At 64.0% G+C, this 18160-nt stretch carries 15 protein-coding genes and 1 tRNA gene; 13 read left to right on the top strand and 3 right to left on the bottom strand.

Features of this window, described 5'->3' with window-relative positions:
* From J7573_RS08945 to J7573_RS08885, 13 genes are all read left to right on the top strand, one after another.
* Positions 1-861, top strand: a complete 861-nt coding sequence (locus J7573_RS08945; RefSeq protein ID WP_294333135.1) for an NAD(P)H-hydrate dehydratase — start codon at positions 1-3, stop codon at positions 859-861.
* Positions 849-1322 (top strand): tRNA (adenosine(37)-N6)-threonylcarbamoyltransferase complex ATPase subunit type 1 TsaE, encoded by a 474-nt coding sequence (gene tsaE, locus J7573_RS08940; protein WP_294333132.1) that lies wholly within the window; start codon positions 849-851, stop codon positions 1320-1322. The genes J7573_RS08945 and tsaE overlap by 13 nt, the downstream gene beginning before the upstream one ends.
* An 11-nt stretch (positions 1323-1333) precedes the next feature.
* Positions 1334-2764, top strand: coding sequence for an N-acetylmuramoyl-L-alanine amidase (locus J7573_RS08935; protein WP_294333130.1), 1431 nt, complete (start codon positions 1334-1336; stop codon positions 2762-2764).
* Entirely contained in the window at positions 2761-4650 is a 1890-nt protein-coding gene (gene mutL / locus J7573_RS08930; RefSeq protein WP_294333128.1) for a DNA mismatch repair endonuclease MutL, read from the top strand. The genes J7573_RS08935 and mutL overlap by 4 nt, the downstream gene beginning before the upstream one ends.
* 1 nt (position 4651) lies before the next feature.
* On the top strand, positions 4652-5623 hold the full coding sequence (miaA, locus tag J7573_RS08925; protein ID WP_152958520.1) for a tRNA (adenosine(37)-N6)-dimethylallyltransferase MiaA: 972 nt from the start codon (positions 4652-4654) through the stop codon (positions 5621-5623).
* A gap of 95 nt (positions 5624-5718) precedes the next feature.
* Positions 5719-5979, top strand: coding sequence for an RNA chaperone Hfq (gene hfq, locus J7573_RS08920; RefSeq protein WP_060510654.1), 261 nt, complete (start codon positions 5719-5721; stop codon positions 5977-5979).
* Positions 5980-5991: 12 nt separating this feature from the next.
* Positions 5992-7293, top strand: a complete 1302-nt coding sequence (gene hflX / locus J7573_RS08915) for a ribosome rescue GTPase HflX (RefSeq protein ID WP_027920749.1) — start codon at positions 5992-5994, stop codon at positions 7291-7293.
* A gap of 96 nt (positions 7294-7389) precedes the next feature.
* A complete protein-coding gene (hflK, locus tag J7573_RS08910; protein ID WP_294333114.1) occupies positions 7390-8577 on the top strand; it encodes an FtsH protease activity modulator HflK in 1188 nt (395 codons plus the stop codon).
* Complete coding sequence (gene hflC, locus J7573_RS08905; protein WP_294333112.1) at positions 8577-9446, top strand: protease modulator HflC; 870 nt, start codon at positions 8577-8579, stop codon at positions 9444-9446. Before hflK ends, hflC begins: the two co-directional genes overlap by 1 nt.
* A 301-nt stretch (positions 9447-9747) precedes the next feature.
* Positions 9748-10935, top strand: a complete 1188-nt coding sequence (locus J7573_RS08900; RefSeq protein WP_103445891.1) for an ATP phosphoribosyltransferase regulatory subunit — start codon at positions 9748-9750, stop codon at positions 10933-10935.
* 55 nt (positions 10936-10990) lie between these two features.
* Complete coding sequence (locus J7573_RS08895) at positions 10991-12283, top strand: adenylosuccinate synthase (protein ID WP_003249542.1); 1293 nt, start codon at positions 10991-10993, stop codon at positions 12281-12283.
* Positions 12284-12471: 188 nt separating this feature from the next.
* Positions 12472-14406, top strand: a complete 1935-nt coding sequence (locus J7573_RS08890; RefSeq protein WP_294333096.1) for a methyl-accepting chemotaxis protein — start codon at positions 12472-12474, stop codon at positions 14404-14406.
* 144 nt (positions 14407-14550) lie between these two features.
* A complete protein-coding gene (locus tag J7573_RS08885) occupies positions 14551-15033 on the top strand; it encodes a DUF2867 domain-containing protein (RefSeq protein WP_294333093.1) in 483 nt (160 codons plus the stop codon).
* Between the two features lie 9 nt (positions 15034-15042).
* Here the strand turns inward: J7573_RS08885 and J7573_RS08880 are convergent, their stop codons facing one another.
* From J7573_RS08880 to J7573_RS08870, 3 genes are all read right to left on the bottom strand, one after another.
* A complete protein-coding gene (locus J7573_RS08880) occupies positions 15043-16608 on the bottom strand; it encodes an iron ABC transporter permease (protein ID WP_294333090.1) in 1566 nt (521 codons plus the stop codon).
* Positions 16608-17621, bottom strand: a complete 1014-nt coding sequence (locus J7573_RS08875) for an extracellular solute-binding protein (RefSeq protein WP_294333083.1) — start codon at positions 17619-17621, stop codon at positions 16608-16610. The genes J7573_RS08880 and J7573_RS08875 overlap by 1 nt, the downstream gene beginning before the upstream one ends.
* 191 nt (positions 17622-17812) lie before the next feature.
* Positions 17813-17899: transfer RNA gene (locus tag J7573_RS08870), tRNA-Leu, on the bottom strand.
* Positions 17900-18160 lie beyond the last annotated feature (261 nt).

Here is an 18160-nt window from a genome sequence, read left to right as displayed (position 1 = left end):
ATGCCGCAGACCAAACATCCCAGCAATGCCCCGCAACTGCTCAGCAGCGTGACCGTCGCACGCCTGCCGGCGCGTCATGCGCATGCCCATAAAGGCGACTTCGGCCATGTGCTGGTCGTCGGTGGCGACCTGGGCACTGGCGGCGCCGTGCTGCTCAGTGCCGAGGCTGCGCTGCGCTGCGGTGCCGGGCAGGTCAGCGTGGCGACGCGCCCGGAGCACGTAGTGGCCGGGCTGGCGCGCATGCCGGAAACCATGTGCCTGGGGGTCGAGTCGGCCAATCAGTTGATTGGTGTGCTGGAGCGTGCCTCGGTGCTGGTGGTGGGCCCCGGCCTGGGGCAAGCCGCCTGGGGCCGTAGCCTGCTGTCAGCGGTGGCCAACGCCGAGCGGCCGCAGGTGTGGGATGCCGACGCCCTGAACCTGCTGGCCCGCACGCCACTGGCGCTACCCAGTGGCAGCATCCTCACCCCGCATCCGGGGGAGGCGGCGCGGCTGTTGGGCATATCCACCGAGGCCGTGCAGGCCGATCGCCCAGGGGCGGCGCGCAAGCTGGCACGCCGCTATGCCAGCGTCTGCGTGCTCAAGGGCGCCGGCACCCTGGTGGCAGACCCCACCGGCCGGCTGGCGCTGTGCGAGCGGGGGCACCCGGCGATGGCCGGTGCAGGGCTGGGCGACGTGCTGACCGGCGTGCTGGCGGCGTTGCTGGCCCAGGGGCTGGATGCCTGGAGCGCGGCTGGCCTGGGCGTATGGCTGCACGCCTGTGCAGGGGAGCGCCTGGGCGTCAAAGGTAGAGGCCTGGCAGCCAGTGATCTGGCGCCGGTCATTCGTGAGTTGTTGGAGGAGCATTCTGCGTGTCTGGCTTAACCCTGTTTCTGGCCGATGAAGCGGCCACGGTCGATTTCGGCGCAAAACTGGCCGAGGTGACTGGCGGTCGTGGCGTGATTTTTCTGGAAGGCGACCTGGGGGCGGGCAAGACCACGCTCTCGCGTGGCTTGATCCGTGGGCTGGGCCATACTGGTGCAGTGAAAAGTCCGACTTTTACCGTGGTAGAACCCTACGAAATCGGTGAAATACGCGCCTTCCATTTCGACCTGTATCGTCTGGTCGACCCGGAAGAGCTGGAGTTCATGGGCATTCGTGACTATTTCGAGGGCGATCCGCTGTGCCTGTTCGAATGGCCACAAAAGGGTGCGGGCGTTTTGCCAAAGCCCGACCTGACCATTACCATAAGCCCCCAAGCGAGCGGCCGCTCGCTTGACCTTACGCCGCAGGGGGCTCGCGGCGAGGCCTGGTGCACTGCACTGGCCGAACACTATAAACAGTAAGTGGGGTAGGTATGCGCATACGCGCACTGGTCGCTGTCGTTGGATTGCTGCTGACAGCGGTGACCGTTGACGCTCTGGCCGTCACTCAAGTCAAGAGCGTGCGCTTGTGGCGCGCGCCGGACAACACGCGGTTGGTCTTCGATCTGTCTGGCCCCGTGCAGCATAGCGTCTTCACCCTCAGTGCACCCGATCGCCTGGTGATCGACATCAATGGCGCGACCTTGGCCGCGCCGCTGAACGTGTCGACCGCGAATACGCCGATCAGCAGTGTGCGTTCGGCCCAACGTACGCCTACCGACTTGCGTGTGGTGGTCGACCTGAAGAAGTCGGTCACGCCCAAGAGCTTCACCCTGGCACCCAATGCCCAGTACGGCAACCGCCTGGTGGTCGATCTGTACGACCAGGAGGCCGACGCCGTCGCTGCCACGGCGCCGACCCCGCCGCCGACGCCAGTGCAGACGCCTGCAACCACGCCAGCCGTACCGGTGACCCCGGCCCAGCCTGCAATCAAGCTGCCGCCCGTGCCGAGTGGCAAGCGCGACATCGTGGTCGCCATCGATGCCGGTCATGGCGGTGAAGACCCGGGCGCATCCGGCTCGCGCGGCCAGCACGAGAAAGACATCGTGCTGCAGATCGCCAAGGAATTGCAGCGCCAGATCAACACCGAGAAGGGCTATCGCGCCGAGCTGACCCGCACCGGTGACTACTTCATCCCGCTGCGCAAGCGCACCGAGATCGCCCGTAAGAAGGGTGCCGACCTGTTCATCTCGATCCACGCCGACGCCGCACCGTCGCGCGCCGCCTTTGGCGCCTCGGTGTTCGCCCTGTCCGACCGTGGCGCCACGTCCGAGACCGCACGCTGGCTGGCCGACACGGAAAACCGTTCCGACCTGATCGGTGGTGCCGGCAACGTCAGCCTCGACGACAAGGACCGCATGCTCGCGGGCGTGCTGCTCGACCTGTCGATGACCGCCACGCTGAGTTCCAGCCTGAACGTCGGGCAAAAGGTGCTCGGCAACATGGGGCGCGTCACCTCGCTGCACAAGCAGCGGGTGGAACAAGCAGGCTTCATGGTGCTGAAATCGCCGGATATCCCGTCGATCCTCGTTGAAACCGGGTTCATCTCGAACAACAACGAAGCGGCCAAGCTGGCCACCGCCAGCCATCAGCAGGCATTGGCGCGTTCGATTCATACCGGCGTGCGCCAGTACTTCCAGCAGAATCCGCCGCCTGGGACCTACATTGCCTGGCTGCGTGACAGCGGCAAGATTGCCCAGGGGCCGCGTGAGCATACCGTGCGTCCGGGCGAAACCCTGGCGATGCTCGCCGTGCGCTACCAGGTCAGCGTGGCCAGCCTGCGCAGCACCAACAGCCTCAAGACCGATGAGCTGAAGGTCGGCCAGCACCTCGATATCCCCGCTACCACACTGGCTTCGCAATGAGTGGCGGGTCGCGCATCCAGCTGCTCAGCCCGCGGCTGGCTAACCAGATTGCCGCCGGCGAGGTGGTTGAGCGCCCGGCGTCGGTGGCCAAGGAACTGTTGGAAAACAGCCTGGACTCTGGTGCCCGGCGCATCGATGTGGAAGTCGAGCAGGGTGGTGTGAAACTGCTGCGGGTACGTGACGATGGCAGCGGCATTTCTGCCGACGATCTGCCGCTGGCCCTGGCCCGTCACGCCACCAGCAAGATTCGCGAACTGGAAGACCTTGAAGGCGTTCTGAGCCTGGGCTTCCGGGGTGAGGCGCTGGCATCGATCAGCTCGGTGGCGCGCCTGACCCTGACTTCGCGTACTGCCAGCGCTGGCGAAGCCTGGCAGGTAGAGACCGAAGGCCGTGACATGACCCCGCGCGTGCAACCCGCCGCGCATCCGGTCGGCACCTCGGTGGAAGTGCGCGACCTGTTCTTCAATACCCCGGCCCGACGCAAGTTCCTCAAGGCCGAAAAAACCGAATTCGATCACCTGCAGGAAGTCATTCGCCGCCTGGCCCTGGCCCGCTTCGATGTCGGCTTCCACCTGCGCCACAACGGCAAGAGCATCCTCAGCCTGCATGAGGCGCATGACGAAACTGCCCGTGCGCGGCGGGTCGGCGCCATCTGCGGCCCAGGCTTCATGGAGCAGGCGCTGCCGATCGACGTCGAGCGCAATGGCCTGAGGCTGTGGGGCTGGGTCGGGCTGCCGACGTTCTCGCGCAGCCAGGCCGATCTGCAGTACTTCTTCGTCAACGGCCGTGCGGTGCGCGACAAGCTGGTCGCCCATGCCGTGCGCCAAGCCTATCGCGACGTGCTGTTCAACGGCCGGCACCCGACCTTCGTGCTGTTCCTCGAACTCGAGCCGAATGGCGTCGACGTCAACGTGCACCCGACCAAGCACGAAGTGCGCTTCCGCGAAGGTCGCTCGGTGCATGACTTCCTCTATGGCACGCTGCACCGTGCCCTGGCTGACGTGCGCCCGGAGGATCAACTGGCTGCGCCTGCCGCCGTACCTGAAGTGGTTCGCCCGACAGGCCAGCAGGTCGGTGAGTTCGGCCCCCAGGGTGAGATGCGCCTGGCCTCGCCAGTGCTCGAACAGCCACCGCATTCCATTTCCAATGGTGGCAGTGGCGCCGGCTACCAGTACCAGTACACGCCGCGCCCGTCGCAGCCGTTGCCGGCTGCCGAGTCCCAGGCGGTCTACCGCGAGTTCTACAAGCCACTGAACGAGGGCGCGCCAGCGCCTTCGGCACTGCCGGAAAGCCAGGGTGACATCCCGCCGCTGGGCTATGCCCTGGCGCAACTGAAGGGTATCTACATCCTTGCCGAGAACGCCGTTGGCCTGGTGCTGGTGGACATGCACGCGGCCCATGAGCGCATCATGTACGAGCGGCTCAAGGTAGCCATGGCCAGCGAAGGCCTCAGCGGCCAACCGCTGCTGGTGCCAGAAACCCTGGCGCTGAGCCAGCGCGAGGCCGATTGTGCCGAGGAACATGGCCAGTGGTTCCAACGCCTGGGCTTCGAGCTGCAGCGCCTGGGCCCCGAGACGCTGGCGATTCGCCAGATTCCGGCGCTGCTCAAGCAGGCCGAGGCCAATCGCCTGGTCCAGGACGTGCTCGCCGACCTGATGGAATATGGCACCAGCGACCGCATCCAGGCGCACCTCAACGAACTGCTCGGCACCATGGCCTGCCACGGCGCCGTGCGCGCCAACCGGCGCCTGGCCATCCCCGAGATGAACGCCCTGCTGCGCGACATGGAAAACACCGAGCGCAGCGGCCAGTGCAACCACGGTCGTCCGACCTGGACCCAGATGGGCCTGGACGACCTGGACAAACTATTCCTGCGCGGTCGATGACATGAGCGGCAAACCCCCAGCAATATTCCTCATGGGCCCGACGGCGGCCGGCAAGACCGACCTCGCCATCGAACTGACCAAGGTCCTGCCCTGCGAGCTGATCAGTGTCGACTCGGCGCTGGTCTACCGTGGCCTGGACATTGGTTCGGCCAAACCTTCCAAAGAGATTCTGGCGGCCTACCCGCACCGGCTCATCGATATCCGCGACCCGGCTGAAAGCTACTCGGCCGCGCAATTTCGCGCTGACGCCCTGGAAGCGATGGCCGATATCACCGCGCGCGGCAAGATTCCGCTGCTGGTCGGCGGCACCATGCTTTATTACAAGGCGCTGATCGAAGGCTTGGCGGACATGCCGGCGGCCGATGCCGCCGTGCGCGCAGAGCTCGAAGCCCAGGCCGAGGCGCTGGGCCTGGCCGAGTTGCACCGGCAACTGGCAGAGGTTGACCCGGAGTCGGCAGCGCGCATTCACCCCAACGACCCGCAGCGGCTGATCCGGGCGCTGGAAGTTTACCGGGTGAGCGGCGAGAGCATGACAGCCCATCGCCAGCGTCAATTCGCGGAAAGTAGCGGCGCAGACGCAGGCGCTGGCGGGCATTTGCCCTATACTGTCGCGAGTTTGGCGATTGCGCCTGCAGATCGTCACATTTTGCATAAGCGAATTGCGTTACGATTTTCACAGATGCTGGAACAGGGCTTCGTCGACGAGGTCCGATCGCTGCGAGCCAGAAGTGACTTGCACGCCGGGCTGCCGTCTATACGGGCAGTGGGTTATCGACAGGTCTGGGACTACCTCGACGGCAAGCTGACTGAGAATGAGATGCGCGAACGCGGTATCATTGCCACTCGACAGCTGGCCAAGCGGCAGTTCACCTGGTTGCGTGGCTGGCCCGATGTGCACTGGCTTGACAGCCTGGCCTGCGACAATCTGTCCCGCACCTTGAAATACCTTGGGGCCGTCTCCATATTGAGCTGAGTCCCTGCTGATAGCCGTCTATTCTTGCGAAGGGGCGGCCTGACTTATCAATTTTTCTGATTTTCTATTTATTTATCCTTACAGGAGTGCGGCATATGTCAAAAGGGCATTCGCTACAAGACCCTTACTTGAATCAACTGAGAAAGGAAAAGGTCCCGGTATCGATCTATCTGGTCAACGGGATCAAGCTGCAGGGCTCGATCGAATCCTTCGACCAGTTCGTGGTACTGCTGAAGAACACCGTCAGCCAGATGGTCTACAAGCACGCCATTTCGACCGTGGTTCCGGCCCGTCCGGTCCGCCTGCCAAGCCCGACCGACGGCGAGCACGGCGACAGCGAGCCAGGCAACGCCTGATAGGAGCCTGCATTGTTCTTTGAGCGCCACGGTGGTGGTGAGCGGGCGCTGCTCGTTCACTTGGAAGGTCAGAACCCTGAGGCGCGCGAAGACCCGCAGGAGTTTCAGGAACTGGCACTGTCGGCCGGAGCCGACATCGTCTCGTTGGCCACGGTAGCCAGGCATCAGCCTACGGCCAAATACCTGATTGGCAGCGGCAAGGTCGAGGAATTGCGCGACCTGGTCAAAGCCGAGCAGGTAGACCTGGTGATTTTCAATCACACCCTCACGCCCAGTCAGGAACGCAACCTCGAGCGCGTCTTCGAGTGTCGCGTGCTCGACCGTACCGGGCTGATCCTCGACATCTTCGCCCAGCGGGCGCGTACCCATGAAGGCAAGCTGCAGGTCGAACTGGCCCAGCTCGACCACATGAGCACGCGGCTGGTGCGCGGCTGGACCCACCTTGAGCGGCAGAAGGGTGGCATCGGCTTGCGTGGCCCGGGTGAAACCCAGCTGGAAACCGACCGCCGTCTGCTGCGGGTACGCATTCGCCAGATCAAGGGGCGCCTGGAGAAGGTGCGCAGCCAGCGCGAGCAGGCCCGTCGTGGCCGCAAGCGCGCGGATATCCCCTCGGTTTCGTTGGTGGGCTACACCAACGCCGGCAAGTCCACACTGTTCAATGCCCTGACCGAATCCGAGGTGTACGCGGCCGACCAGCTGTTCGCCACGCTCGACCCGACCTTGCGCCGGCTCGAACTGGCCGACCTGGGGCCGATCGTGCTGGCAGACACCGTGGGCTTCATTCGCCACCTGCCGCACAAGCTGGTCGAGGCATTTCGGGCTACGCTCGAAGAATCGAGCAACTCGGACCTGCTGCTGCATGTGATCGACGCCCATGAGCCAGAGCGTATGGAGCAGATCGAGCAAGTGCTGGCCGTGTTGGGCGAGATCGGTGCCGAAGGCTTGCCGATCCTCGAGGTCTATAACAAACTCGACCTGCTCGAAGATGTCGAGCCGCAGATTCAGCGCGATGCCGATGGCAAGCCGCAGCGGGTCTGGGTGTCGGCACGAGATGGACGTGGCCTGGAGCTGGTCGGCCAGGCGATTGCCGAGTTGCTGGGGGATGATCTGTTTGTCGGTACCCTGTGTCTGGAGCAGCGTTTTGCACGCTTGCGCGCGCAATTCTTTGCCCTGGGTGCCGTGCAGAGTGAAGAGCATGACGAAGAAGGGCGCAGCCTGCTGAGTGTTCGCCTGCCCAGGGTCGAGTTGAATCGCCTGGTCAGTCGTGAAGGCATGGAGCCGCAAGTGTTTGTCGAGCAACACACTTTGCAATAAATGCCCGGTGAGGTCGCCGGGCAGCAGTGGCAGGCATTCTGTAGCATTGGACGGCGCGCCGTGGGCGCGTCTTTGCTTTATCAGATGGAGAGCGCTATGGCTTGGAACGAGCCGGGTGGCAACTCGAACAATCAGGATCCCTGGGGCGGCCGTCGCGGTGGCGGCGGTGGCGGCGGTGGTGGCGACAAGAAGGGTCCGCCGGATCTGGACGAGGCCTTCCGCAAGCTGCAGGACAGCCTGAACGGCATGTTCGGCAGTGGCAAGAAACGTGGCGGCGGTGACCGCAATGTCGGCAAGGGTGGCGGCTATGGTCTGCTGGGCATCGGCCTGGCGGTGCTTGCTGCAATCTGGCTGTACAGCGCCGTGTACGTGGTCGACGAGCAGGAGCAGGCCGTGGTGCTGCGCTTCGGCAAGTACTATGAGACGGTCGGTCCCGGCCTGAACATCTACTTCCCGCCAATCGATCGCAAGTACATGGAAAACGTCACGCGCGAGCGTGCCTACACCAAGCAGGGGCAGATGCTCACCGAAGACGAGAACATCGTCGAGGTGCCGCTGACCGTCCAGTACAAGATCAGTAACCTGCAGGACTTCGTGCTCAACGTCGACCAGCCTGAGGTCAGCCTGCAGCATGCGACCGACAGCGCCCTGCGCCACGTGGTGGGTTCCACCTCGATGGACCAGGTGCTGACCGAGGGCCGTGAGCAGATGGCCGTGGATATCCGCGAGCGCCTGCAGCGCTTCCTCGACAACTACCGCACCGGTATCACCGTCACCCAGGTCAACGTACAGAGCGCGGCAGCCCCGCGTGAAGTGCAGGAAGCCTTCGACGACGTGATCCGCGCCCGCGAAGACGAGCAGCGTGCCCGCAACCAGGCCGAGTCCTACGCCAACGGCGTGGTGCCGGAAGCCCGCGGTCAGGCCCAGCGCATCATCGAGGACGCCAACGGTTACCGCGACGAAGTCATCGCCCGCGCCAAGGGTGAGGCCGACCGCTTCACCAAACTGGTCGGCGAGTACCGCAAGGCCCCTGACGTGACCCGTCAGCGCCTGTACCTGGAGACCATGCAAGAGGTCTACAGCAATACCAGCAAGGTCCTGGTCACGGCCAAGGACGGGCAGAACAACCTGCTCTACCTGCCGCTGGACAAGATGGTCGAAGGCAGCCGCAACGCTTCCGCGCCAAGCACCAGCGTCAGCCCGTCGGTCAACGATGCGGCCACGCGTGCCGCGCAGGATCTGCAACAGCAACAGCAGCCACTGCGCACTAGGGAGAGCCGCTGATGAGCAACCGATCGCTGATCGCCCTGATCGCCGCCGTGGTTCTGGCCATTGTGGCCTGGAACAGCTTCTACATCGTGTCCCAGACCGAGCGTGCGGTACTGCTGCGCTTCGGTAAGGTGGTCCAGGCGGATGTCCAGCCGGGCCTGCACGTGAAGATTCCGTACGTGAACCAGGTACGCAAGTTCGACGCACGCCTGATGACCCTCGACGCCCCGACCCAGCGGTTCCTGACCCTGGAGAAGAAGGCGGTGATGGTCGACGCCTACGCCAAGTGGCGCGTCAAGGACGCCGAGCGCTTCTACACCGCCACTTCCGGCATGAAACAGATCGCCGACGAGCGTCTGTCGCGTCGTCTGGAAAGCGGCCTGCGTGACCAGTTCGGTAAACGTACCCTGCACGAGGTGGTTTCCGGTGAACGTGACGCGCTGATGGCTGACATCACCGCATCGCTGAACCGCATGGCCAGCAAGGAGCTGGGTATCGAGGTCGTCGACGTGCGCGTCAAGGCCATCGACCTGCCGAAGGAAGTCAACCGCAGCGTGTTCGACCGCATGAGCACCGAGCGTGAGCGTGAAGCCCGCGAGCACCGCGCCAAAGGTAACGAGTTGGCCGAAGGTATTCGCGCCGATGCCGACCGCCAGCGCCGTGTACTGCTGGCCGAAGCCTACCGCGAAGCGGAAGAAACCCGTGGTGACGGCGACGCTCAGGCGGCCGCCATCTACGCCAAGGCCTACACCCAGGACGCCGATTTCTACGCGTTCTACCGTAGCCTGCAGGCGTACCGCGACAGCTTCTCGAGCAAGAGCGACGTGCTGGTGCTGGACGCGAAGAACGAGTTCTTCCGCTTCCTGGACAAGAGCAAGCCGTGATGCTCAGGCCCTGATTTTCATGCAGCGGCGCCCCGCCTGGCAGCTAAAACACCAGGCGGGGTGCATCCTGAATGAAAAGGGGTGTATGATGAGGCAGCCGGGAAATTTCCCGGCTTTTTTGCGTCTGCAAGGTTGATTGGCAAAGCGCCAGTTGACGGTTTGGTCAGGTCGCAAGGCAATTCGAGGGTATCGGGTACGGTGGCTGCGCTGGGATCAGTGCTGCCCGCTGCTGTGCGCGATACCGGCTTTACTGACGGCTCGCCAGCTGGCAAGCCGCCCGGACCAGAGGGGAAATGGCGTAATGGCAACGGTAGACCGCTGGCTGCTGCCAGATGGCATCGAGGAAGTACTGCCACCTGAGGCTGCGCGCATCGAGATCGCGCGCCGCCAGGTGTTGGACCTGTTCCAGAGTTGGGGCTACGAGCTGGTCGTCACCCCGCATATCGAGTACCTGGAGTCGCTGCTCACCGGCGCCGGCCAGGACCTGGATCAGCGCACCTTCAAGGTGGTCGACCCGCAGTCGGGCCGCCTGATGGGCTTCCGCGCCGACTTCACCCCGCAGGTGGCGCGCATCGACGCCCACACCCTGCGCCGTGAAGGCCCGAGCCGCCTGTGCTATGCCGGCAGCGTGCTGCACGCCCAGCCGCGCGCCCTGTCCACCTCGCGCAGCCCGATTCAGCTGGGTGCCGAGCTGTACGGCGACGCCAGCCCGACCAGCGATGTCGAAGTCATCAGCCTGATGCTCGCCACGCTGCAGCTGACCGACGTTGCCGATGTGCACATGGACCTCGGCCACGTCGGTATCTACCGCGGCCTGGCCCGTGCCGCCGGCCTGTCGGGTGCGGTCGAACAGCAGCTGTTCGACGCCCTGCAGCGCAAATCGGTCGATGAAGTACAGGCACTGACCGCCGACCTGCCGAAGGACCTGGGCAACATGCTGCGCGCCCTGGTCGAACTGTGCGGTGGCCGTGAAGTGCTGGCCGAGGCCCGCGTGCGCCTGGGTCGCGCCCCGGCCAGCGTCCTGGCGGCGCTCGACGATCTGCTGGCGATCGCTGATCGCCTGGCGTCGCGCTACCCGGACCTGCCGCTGTACTTCGACCTCGGCGAGCTGCGCGGTTACAACTATCACACCGGCGTGGTGTTCGCCGTGTTCGTCCCGGGCGAAGGTCAATCGATCGCCCAGGGCGGCCGCTATGACGACATCGGCGCCGACTTTGGCCGGGCCCGCCCGGCCACCGGTTTCTCCACGGATTTGAAGACCCTGGTCACACTGGGGCGAGCGGAGGTCGTATTGCCAACTGGCGGCATCTGGATGCCGGACAGTGGCGACGCGGCCCTCTGGCAGCAGGTCTGCCAGTTGCGCAACGAGGGCCAGCGTGTGGTCCAGGCTCTGCCTGGCCAGCCGTTGAGTGCTGCTCTCGAGGCGGATTGTGATCGGCAATTGATTCAGCAAGACGGGCGCTGGCAGGTTCTGCCGCTGGCCCAGTGAGTTTCTGCGTCGGCAAAGGCCGGCAACCAAGTTTGCGTGAATGAGGACCAATGTAATGGGTAAGAATGTCGTCGTCCTGGGCACCCAGTGGGGTGATGAGGGCAAAGGCAAGATCGTCGATCTGCTGACCGAACATGCTGCCGCCGTAGTGCGCTACCAAGGTGGCCACAACGCGGGCCACACCCTGGTGATCAACGGTGAAAAAACCGTTCTGCACCTGATTCCCTCGGGCATCCTGCGTGAAGGCGTACAGTGCCTGATCGGCAACGGCGTGGTCGTTGCCCCGGACGCCCTGATGCGTGAAATCACCAAGCTGGAAGAGAAGGGCGTACCGGTGCGCGAGCGCCTGCGCATCTCCCCGGCTGCGCCGCTGATCCTGTCGTACCACGTGGCCCTGGACCAGGCCCGTGAGAAAGCCCGTGGCGAAGCCAAGATCGGCACCACCGGCCGTGGCATCGGCCCAGCCTACGAAGACAAGGTTGCACGCCGCGGCCTGCGCGTGGGCGACCTGTTCCACCGCGAGCGTTTCGCTGCCAAGCTGGGTGAGCTGCTGGACTACCACAACTTCCAGCTGGTGAACTACTACAAAGAGCCGGCCATCGACTTCCAGCAGACCCTGGACGAGTGCATGGCCTACGCCGAACAGCTCAAGCCGATGATGCTCGACGTCACCGCTGAGCTGCACAACCTGCGTCGCGCTGGCAAGGACATCATGTTCGAAGGCGCCCAGGGCTCGCTGCTGGACATCGACCACGGTACCTACCCGTACGTCACCAGCTCCAACACCACCGCTGGCGGCATCTCCACCGGTTCCGGCGTTGGCCCGATGTACCTGGACTACATCCTCGGCATCACCAAGGCCTACACCACTCGCGTTGGTTCCGGTCCGTTCCCGACCGAACTGTTCGACGAGACCGGTGCCACCCTGGCCAAGCGTGGCCACGAGTTCGGTTCGACCACTGGCCGTGCCCGCCGTTGCGGCTGGTTCGATGCCGTCATCCTGCGTCGCGCCATCGACGTCAACAGCATCTCGGGCATCTGCCTGACCAAGCTGGACGTGCTGGACGGCCTGGAAACCATCAACATCTGCGTTGGCTACAAGAACGAGAACGGTGCCGTCATCGACGCGCCTTCCGATGCCGACAGCTACATCGGCCTGGAGCCGGTGTACGAAGAGATGCCAGGCTGGAGCGAATCGACCCTGGGCGTGAAAACCCTGGAAGAGCTGCCGCAAGCTGCGCGTGACTACATCAAGCGCATCGAAGAGCTGGTAGGCGCGCCGATCGACATCATTTCGACCGGCCCGGACCGCAACGAGACCATCGTCCTGCGTCATCCGTTCGCCTGATCTGCCCTCCAGGCTGATCTGACGCCGCGGTCCTGAAAAGGATCGCGGCGTTTTCATTTGTGGCGCAGGCCTGGCGACATTGCTAGACCTTGGCGTTTATCCCTGCTGTATACGGCACAACCCTTGCTGTAAGAAGTTTCTGTAGATGCCATCAAAATAGTGGCGCCAGAAAACACGAGGGTTACACCGTGTCTGCCATCCTTTCGCTGTTACGAAGCCGCCTCTTGCGGCCTGTGTTTGTTGCCCTTGGTATCGCTCTTTTGGTGCAGGTGCTGGTTGCCGTTGCGCTGACCCGCAGCACCGTGACGGCCCTGGAGGCCGACCTGGGCGAGCGCCTGGGCAAAGACAGCCGCCAGCTTGCTGGCGAGCTGGAACAGGCCGGGCAGGACGTGCGCGGGGGGCTTGAGAGCCTTTCCAGCAGCACCCGCCAGCGCTTGAGTGCGGGCCTTTCCACGCGGCTGCAGGACGAACAGCAGCAGCTGCGCGCCACCCTGGAGAAAAACCTCAAGGACTCGGCCAACGACATGGCCGAGCTGCTGGCCTCGGTCGCCCCGCGGGCGATCTGGGATAACGATGTGCCGATGCTCTCCGACTTCGCCCGTCGTGCCCAGCGCAACCCCAACGTGCTGTTTGTGATCTATGACGATGCCCAGGGCCAGCACCTGACCCGCTACTTGAACCGGCAGAACCCGATCAACCAGGCTTTGATCGAGAAGGGCCAGGGCGAGCGAGCGCTGGACAAGGTGCTCGACGCCGCGCGTCGCGATCCTTCGGTGTATTTCGTCGAGGCGCCGATCAACCCCAATGGTGCCGAGATCGGCAAAGTCCTCATGGGTGTTTCCACGGCCGGCGTTGATCAGGAACTCAAGGCCCTCGACCAGCGCTTCAGTGCCCTGATCGCCAGTGGCGAGCAACTGGTTGGCGATAGCCTGGGTGCTGCGGCCGCCGACAGTGGCAAGGCCCTGCGCGAGCGCCTGGAAACCGCACAGGCCAGCGCCACCGCGATGCAGGCCAACACTGCACAGACCGTGCGTGATGCGGCCGCCGAGCTGCGTTGGCGGATTGGCCTGGGCCTGGTAGTGGTGGGCCTGGGTGTCCTTCTGGTGGTGGCTTTGGTGCTGGGTCGCCGCGTGCTCAGCAAGCTGCGACTGCTGATTACCGCGCTCAACGACCTGGCCGCCGGCGAAGGTGACCTGACCAAACGCGTGACCCTCGACAGCCGCGACGAGATCGGCGACATGGCGTCGGCGGTCAACCGCTTTGTCGACAAGCTGCAGCCCATCGTCCGCGAGGCCGGCGAGGTGGCCCAGCGTACCGGCGTCGAGATCGGCACCATGGCCCAGCGCAACGCCGGTGCCGATGCCGCAGCGGCGTTGCAGCGTGACGAAGTGGCCGCCAGCCTGCGCGACCTGTCGAGCATGGCTGACGAGGCCCAGGCCGAAAGCCACGCCATGCAGGCGGCGTTGCAGCAGGTAGTGGACATTCGCCAGGCAACCGACGAGAACAGCCGTTCCTCGACGCAGCTGGCGAGCCTGATCGAGAACCTGGCCGGCCAGGTCGAGACAGGCTCACAGGTGATCGAGCGATTGGCCAAGCAGAGCGAACAGATTGAAGTGGTGCTGACCGTCATCCATGGCATTGCCGAGCAGACCAACCTGCTGGCCCTTAATGCTGCAATCGAAGCTGCGCGCGCTGGTGAGACGGGTCGCGGGTTTGCCGTAGTGGCCGATGAGGTACGCGCGCTGGCGAGCAAGACGCAAAGCTCCACCGGCGACATTCAAGCGCACATCGCCGCCCTGCAGAAAGGTGCCAAGGAGGCGGTGGCGACCATCAGCCAGGCCGGGCTCAAGGCCAGTGAAGGGCTGTTGGTGCTGCGTGATAACGAGCGTCGCCAGCAGTCGGTGCAGGCCGCCGTGGAGCAGGTGCACGCGGCCATCGGCCTGGCGACCCGCGCTGCCGAGCAGCAAGCCCATGGCGCACAAGCGGTGCGGGGGCGGGTGGAGAACATCCATGCCCAGGCCGAGCGCTCTGCCGAAGTGGTGATGCAGACCACGGCCAGCAGCAAGGTGCTGGATGACCTCGCGGCGCAGCTACGCGCCAGCTTGGGCCAGTTCCGGGCGTAAGTTGGGGCAACGGCCTTGTCCATTTGCTGAGCCCTGGCGCGGACTCTGTGGGAGCGGGCTTGCCCGCGAACACGGGCGAAGCCCGTGCCATCCAACTTGCGCTGTTGTTATGCTGTGAGCGACACATGACAAATGGAGTTGCTCATGTCCGCCCAATTGGTCGCTGCCCAGGCCGACCTCGATTTTCTCCACAGTGCCAGCATACAGCTCACTGCCCCGATGACCGCCCTGCAAGCCTACTGCGCCATGATCTCGGATGTCCCAGGCTGGCTGGCCAGGGCCTTCCGCATTCGTGACTTCATCTCGCGTCGTTTCAATGTCGCCGATATCCACGGCTTCTCTCCCCGCGATCCAGCGCATGTACCAGCTGTCGGCGAACACCTGGACTTCTTCACCGTCGAGGCCATCAGCGACCAGCAACTGGTGCTGACTTCGCGTGATACGCACCTGGCGGTGATGGTCTGCATGGATGTGGAAGGGCAGCGCTTGAAAGTGACCACGTCGGTGCGGTGTTTCAACGCCTTTGGCCGGCTGTACATGCTGCCGGTAGGGCTGGCCCATGGGCCTATCGTGAAGCGCATGCTGCGCAATATCGAAAGCAGTGGCCCAGGCCGCCAGGCGGCCTGAGCCTTGGACTCATGCCTTGTTCAGGTACATCCGCGTAGTCAGCAGATATACAGGCAAACCCGACACCACAATCAGCAGCGCCGCATAAGGCGCCGCCGCCGCAAACTCGACGTTGGCGGTATGCGCCCAGACCTCGGTGGCCAGAGTGGTCATGCCTGTCGGGCTGAGCAGCAGGGTAGCGGTCAGCTCCTTCATGGCATCAAGGAACACCAGCGCAAACGCCGCCGCCAGCGCCGGGAATATGATCGGCAAGGTCACCCGGCAGAACGCCGCAAAACTGCTGGCGCCCAAGGTGCGGGCTGCTTCTTCGAGTGTCGGCGAGGCCTTGTTCAGTGCGGTACGCACCGGCGCCTGGGCCAGAGGCAGGAACAGCAGCGCATAGGCCAGCAACAACAGCGCGGTAGTCTGGTAAAGCGCCGGCACATAGTGCAGCGAGAACACTACCAGGGTCAGCGCGATCACCAGGCCGGGCAGGGCGTGCAACAGGTACGGCAGGCGCTCGGCCCAGATCGCCAGGCGGCCTTTGTAGCGCACCACCAGGAAGCTGACCGGCAGGGCCAGCAGCACGCAGAAGCCTGCGCCACCCAGCGACACCGACAGCGAAGTCAGCAGTGCTTTACTGATCGCCGCCACCGGGAAGGCCGCCGACGAACCCACGCTCAGCCAGTAACCCAGCATCGCCAGTGGAATGCCGCTGCCGAGAATCGCCAGGCCCAGGCAGAACAGCTGCGCCAACGGCATCCAGCCACGCAGGCGCACCGGCTGCCCGCGACGTGCCACGCCCTGGCCGATGCGCACGTGACGGGCCTTGCCGCGCACGCGCAGTTCCAGCCATAGCATCAGCAGGCACAGCGCGAGCAGCACCGCCGAGAGCATCGCCGCATTGGCGTTGCTGAACTCCAGTTCGAATTGCTGGTAGATCGCCGTGGTGAAGGTCTGCAGTCCAAGGATCGACAGTGCGCCGAACTCGACCAGCATGTGCAGGGCGATCAGCAGCGCGCCGCCCAGCATCGACGGCCACAGCAGAGGCAGAGTGATCTTGCGGAACACGCCCCAGCGGCTGTAACCCAGGGTGCGTGCCGACTCTTCAAGCGACGTGTCGAGGTTGCGCAGGGTCGCCGCAACCGGCAGGAACACCAGTGGGTACTTGGACAGTGCCATCACCAGGATCGCCCCGCCGAGGCCTTCGAAATCCGAACTCAGCGACACCCAGGTGAAGCTGCTGACGAATGACGGCACCGCAAATGGCAGGCATAGCACCACGCCCCACGGCCGGCGGCCGGGCAGGTTGCTGCGCTCAAGCAGCCAGGCCAGGGCCAGGCCGACCACCATGCACGCCAGCGTCACCCCGGCCATCAGCATCAGGGTGTTGCGCATCAGCCCCCAGACGAACGGGCGCCAGAGCAGGTGCAGCGCTTCGCGCCAGCCGGCCTCCCAGGCTTTCATGGCGACGTACAGTAACGGCAGCAAGCTCATCGCCACCAGGAACAGCACAGGCAGCAGCACCCAGATCGAGGGGCGCTTGCGGCGCGGTACGAAACGTACCTGCGCCGGCTCGGACAGGGCGGCGGTCATCAGAGCAGGCCGACCTCGCGTTCAAGCTCCAGCGCTTCCTCGGCATTGCCCAGGTCGGCTGGCGAGATCTTCGGCGGGCGCAGCTCTTCGAACGGTTTCAGGCCACGGTCGGAGACCATGCCCTTGTGCAGCGGGTACTCGGCGGTGGTCTGGGTGATCACGCGCTGGCCTTCTTCGCTGGCCATCCAGTTAAGCAGGGCCTGGGCCTCCTTCGGGTGCTTGCTGGCCTTGACCGCAGCAGCGCCAGAGATGGTGACCAGGTTGCCGGCGTCGCCGTCGGCCAGGTAATACAGCTTGGAATCGAGTTTGCCGCGCTCGCGCTCCAGGGCATACCAGTAATAGTTGTTGACCAGTACGGCGGCGACTTCGCCTTTTTCCACAGCCTTGAGGGCGACCATGTTGTTGGTATAGGTCTTGCCGAAGGCTTTCAGGCCGGTCAGCCATTCTTCGGTGGCTTCACGCCCGTGCATCTTCAGGATGGCCACGGCCTGTTCCTGGAAGGCGCCGCTGGTGGGCACGTAGCCAACGCGGCCTTCCCACTCGGGGTCGGCGAAGTCCATCACGGTGGTCGGCAGGTCTTTCTCATCGACCTTCTTCGGGTTGTACACCACCACGCGTGTACGGGCGGTCACGCCCATCCAGGTGCCGTTGGCGCCGACGTATTCCTTGGGCAGCATGTTCAGCGTGGTGTCATCGATCTTCGCCAGCAGGCCCAGCTCGCCGAGGTTGTTCAGCGGCGGGGACTCTTCGGTATAGATGATGTCGGCCGGCGAGCGGTCGCCTTCTTCGATGATCTGGCTGGCCAGCTGGTTGCTGCTGCCCTTGCGGATATTGATGTGGATACCGGTCTTGGCCTCGTAGGCCTTGGCGATGGCTTCGCCGATTTCCTTGTGCTGGCCGTTGTACATGGTCAGCGTGACCGGTTCGTCTGCCAGGGCGGCCGGAGCGCCGATCACCAGGCTCAGAACTGCGGCGGCCAGGGTGCGCATCAGCGGTTGCGGGCGAATCGTCATGCGGGTACTTCCTCGCTTACGGCTACATATTCGGAAACAATGGTAAACGAAATCGTTTCTCAAGTGGCCGGGTGACGAGAAATTCATCGGCAGACAAACGTGTAATGCCGGGGCTGCGAGGGGAGAAGGGAGGGGGGATGCAAAAATCGCAGGCAAGAAAAAACCCACTAGCAAGCTAGTGGGTTTTTGTATGGTGCCCAGGAGAAGACTCGAACTTCCACGACCTTGCGGTCACTGATACCTGAAACCAGCGCGTCTACCAATTCCGCCACCTGGGCACACATTCGAGATAAAAGATGCTTTACAGCGCCGCTCATCTCTACTACAACTTCGGGCTTGTCCGTCGTTGTGGTGCGCACTATACGGACGGTCCGGGGGGCTGTAAACCCCCCAAGCGAAAAAAATTTCAAAAAATTCAACTTGTTGATTCCGAAGGCCTATTGCCCCTCTCTATACACGGCAGCGGGGGCTGTCCAAGGCTGACATTTCCGGTTTCAATACGCACATGCCAGAATTCCTATCTATATACCCCAAGGTGA

The sequence above is a fragment of the Pseudomonas sp. genome, from assembly GCF_017744435.1.
Classification (GTDB): Bacteria; Pseudomonadota; Gammaproteobacteria; order Pseudomonadales; family Pseudomonadaceae; genus Aquipseudomonas.
Note: the sequence above shows the minus strand (reverse complement) of the source record. Positions and strands in the feature narration are given on the sequence as shown.

Bases quoted from the DNA above. Each gene is read 5' to 3' on its own strand.
- J7573_RS08945 (WP_294333135.1), top strand. From the start codon at position 1: ATGCCGCAGACCAAACATCCCAGCAATGCCCCGCAACTGCTCAGCAGC.
- J7573_RS08935 (WP_294333130.1), top strand. From the start codon at position 1,334: ATGCGCATACGCGCACTGGTCGCTGTCGTTGGATTGCTGCTGACAGCG.
- mutL (WP_294333128.1), top strand. From the start codon at position 2,761: ATGAGTGGCGGGTCGCGCATCCAGCTGCTCAGCCCGCGGCTGGCTAAC.
- miaA (WP_152958520.1), top strand. From the start codon at position 4,652: ATGAGCGGCAAACCCCCAGCAATATTCCTCATGGGCCCGACGGCGGCC.
- hfq (WP_060510654.1), top strand. From the start codon at position 5,719: ATGTCAAAAGGGCATTCGCTACAAGACCCTTACTTGAATCAACTGAGA.
- hflK (WP_294333114.1), top strand. From the start codon at position 7,390: ATGGCTTGGAACGAGCCGGGTGGCAACTCGAACAATCAGGATCCCTGG.
- hflC (WP_294333112.1), top strand. From the start codon at position 8,577: ATGAGCAACCGATCGCTGATCGCCCTGATCGCCGCCGTGGTTCTGGCC.
- J7573_RS08900 (WP_103445891.1), top strand. From the start codon at position 9,748: ATGGCAACGGTAGACCGCTGGCTGCTGCCAGATGGCATCGAGGAAGTA.
- J7573_RS08895 (WP_003249542.1), top strand. From the start codon at position 10,991: ATGGGTAAGAATGTCGTCGTCCTGGGCACCCAGTGGGGTGATGAGGGC.
- J7573_RS08885 (WP_294333093.1), top strand. From the start codon at position 14,551: ATGTCCGCCCAATTGGTCGCTGCCCAGGCCGACCTCGATTTTCTCCAC.
- J7573_RS08880 (WP_294333090.1), bottom strand. From the start codon at position 16,608: ATGACCGCCGCCCTGTCCGAGCCGGCGCAGGTACGTTTCGTACCGCGC.
- J7573_RS08875 (WP_294333083.1), bottom strand. From the start codon at position 17,621: ATGACGATTCGCCCGCAACCGCTGATGCGCACCCTGGCCGCCGCAGTT.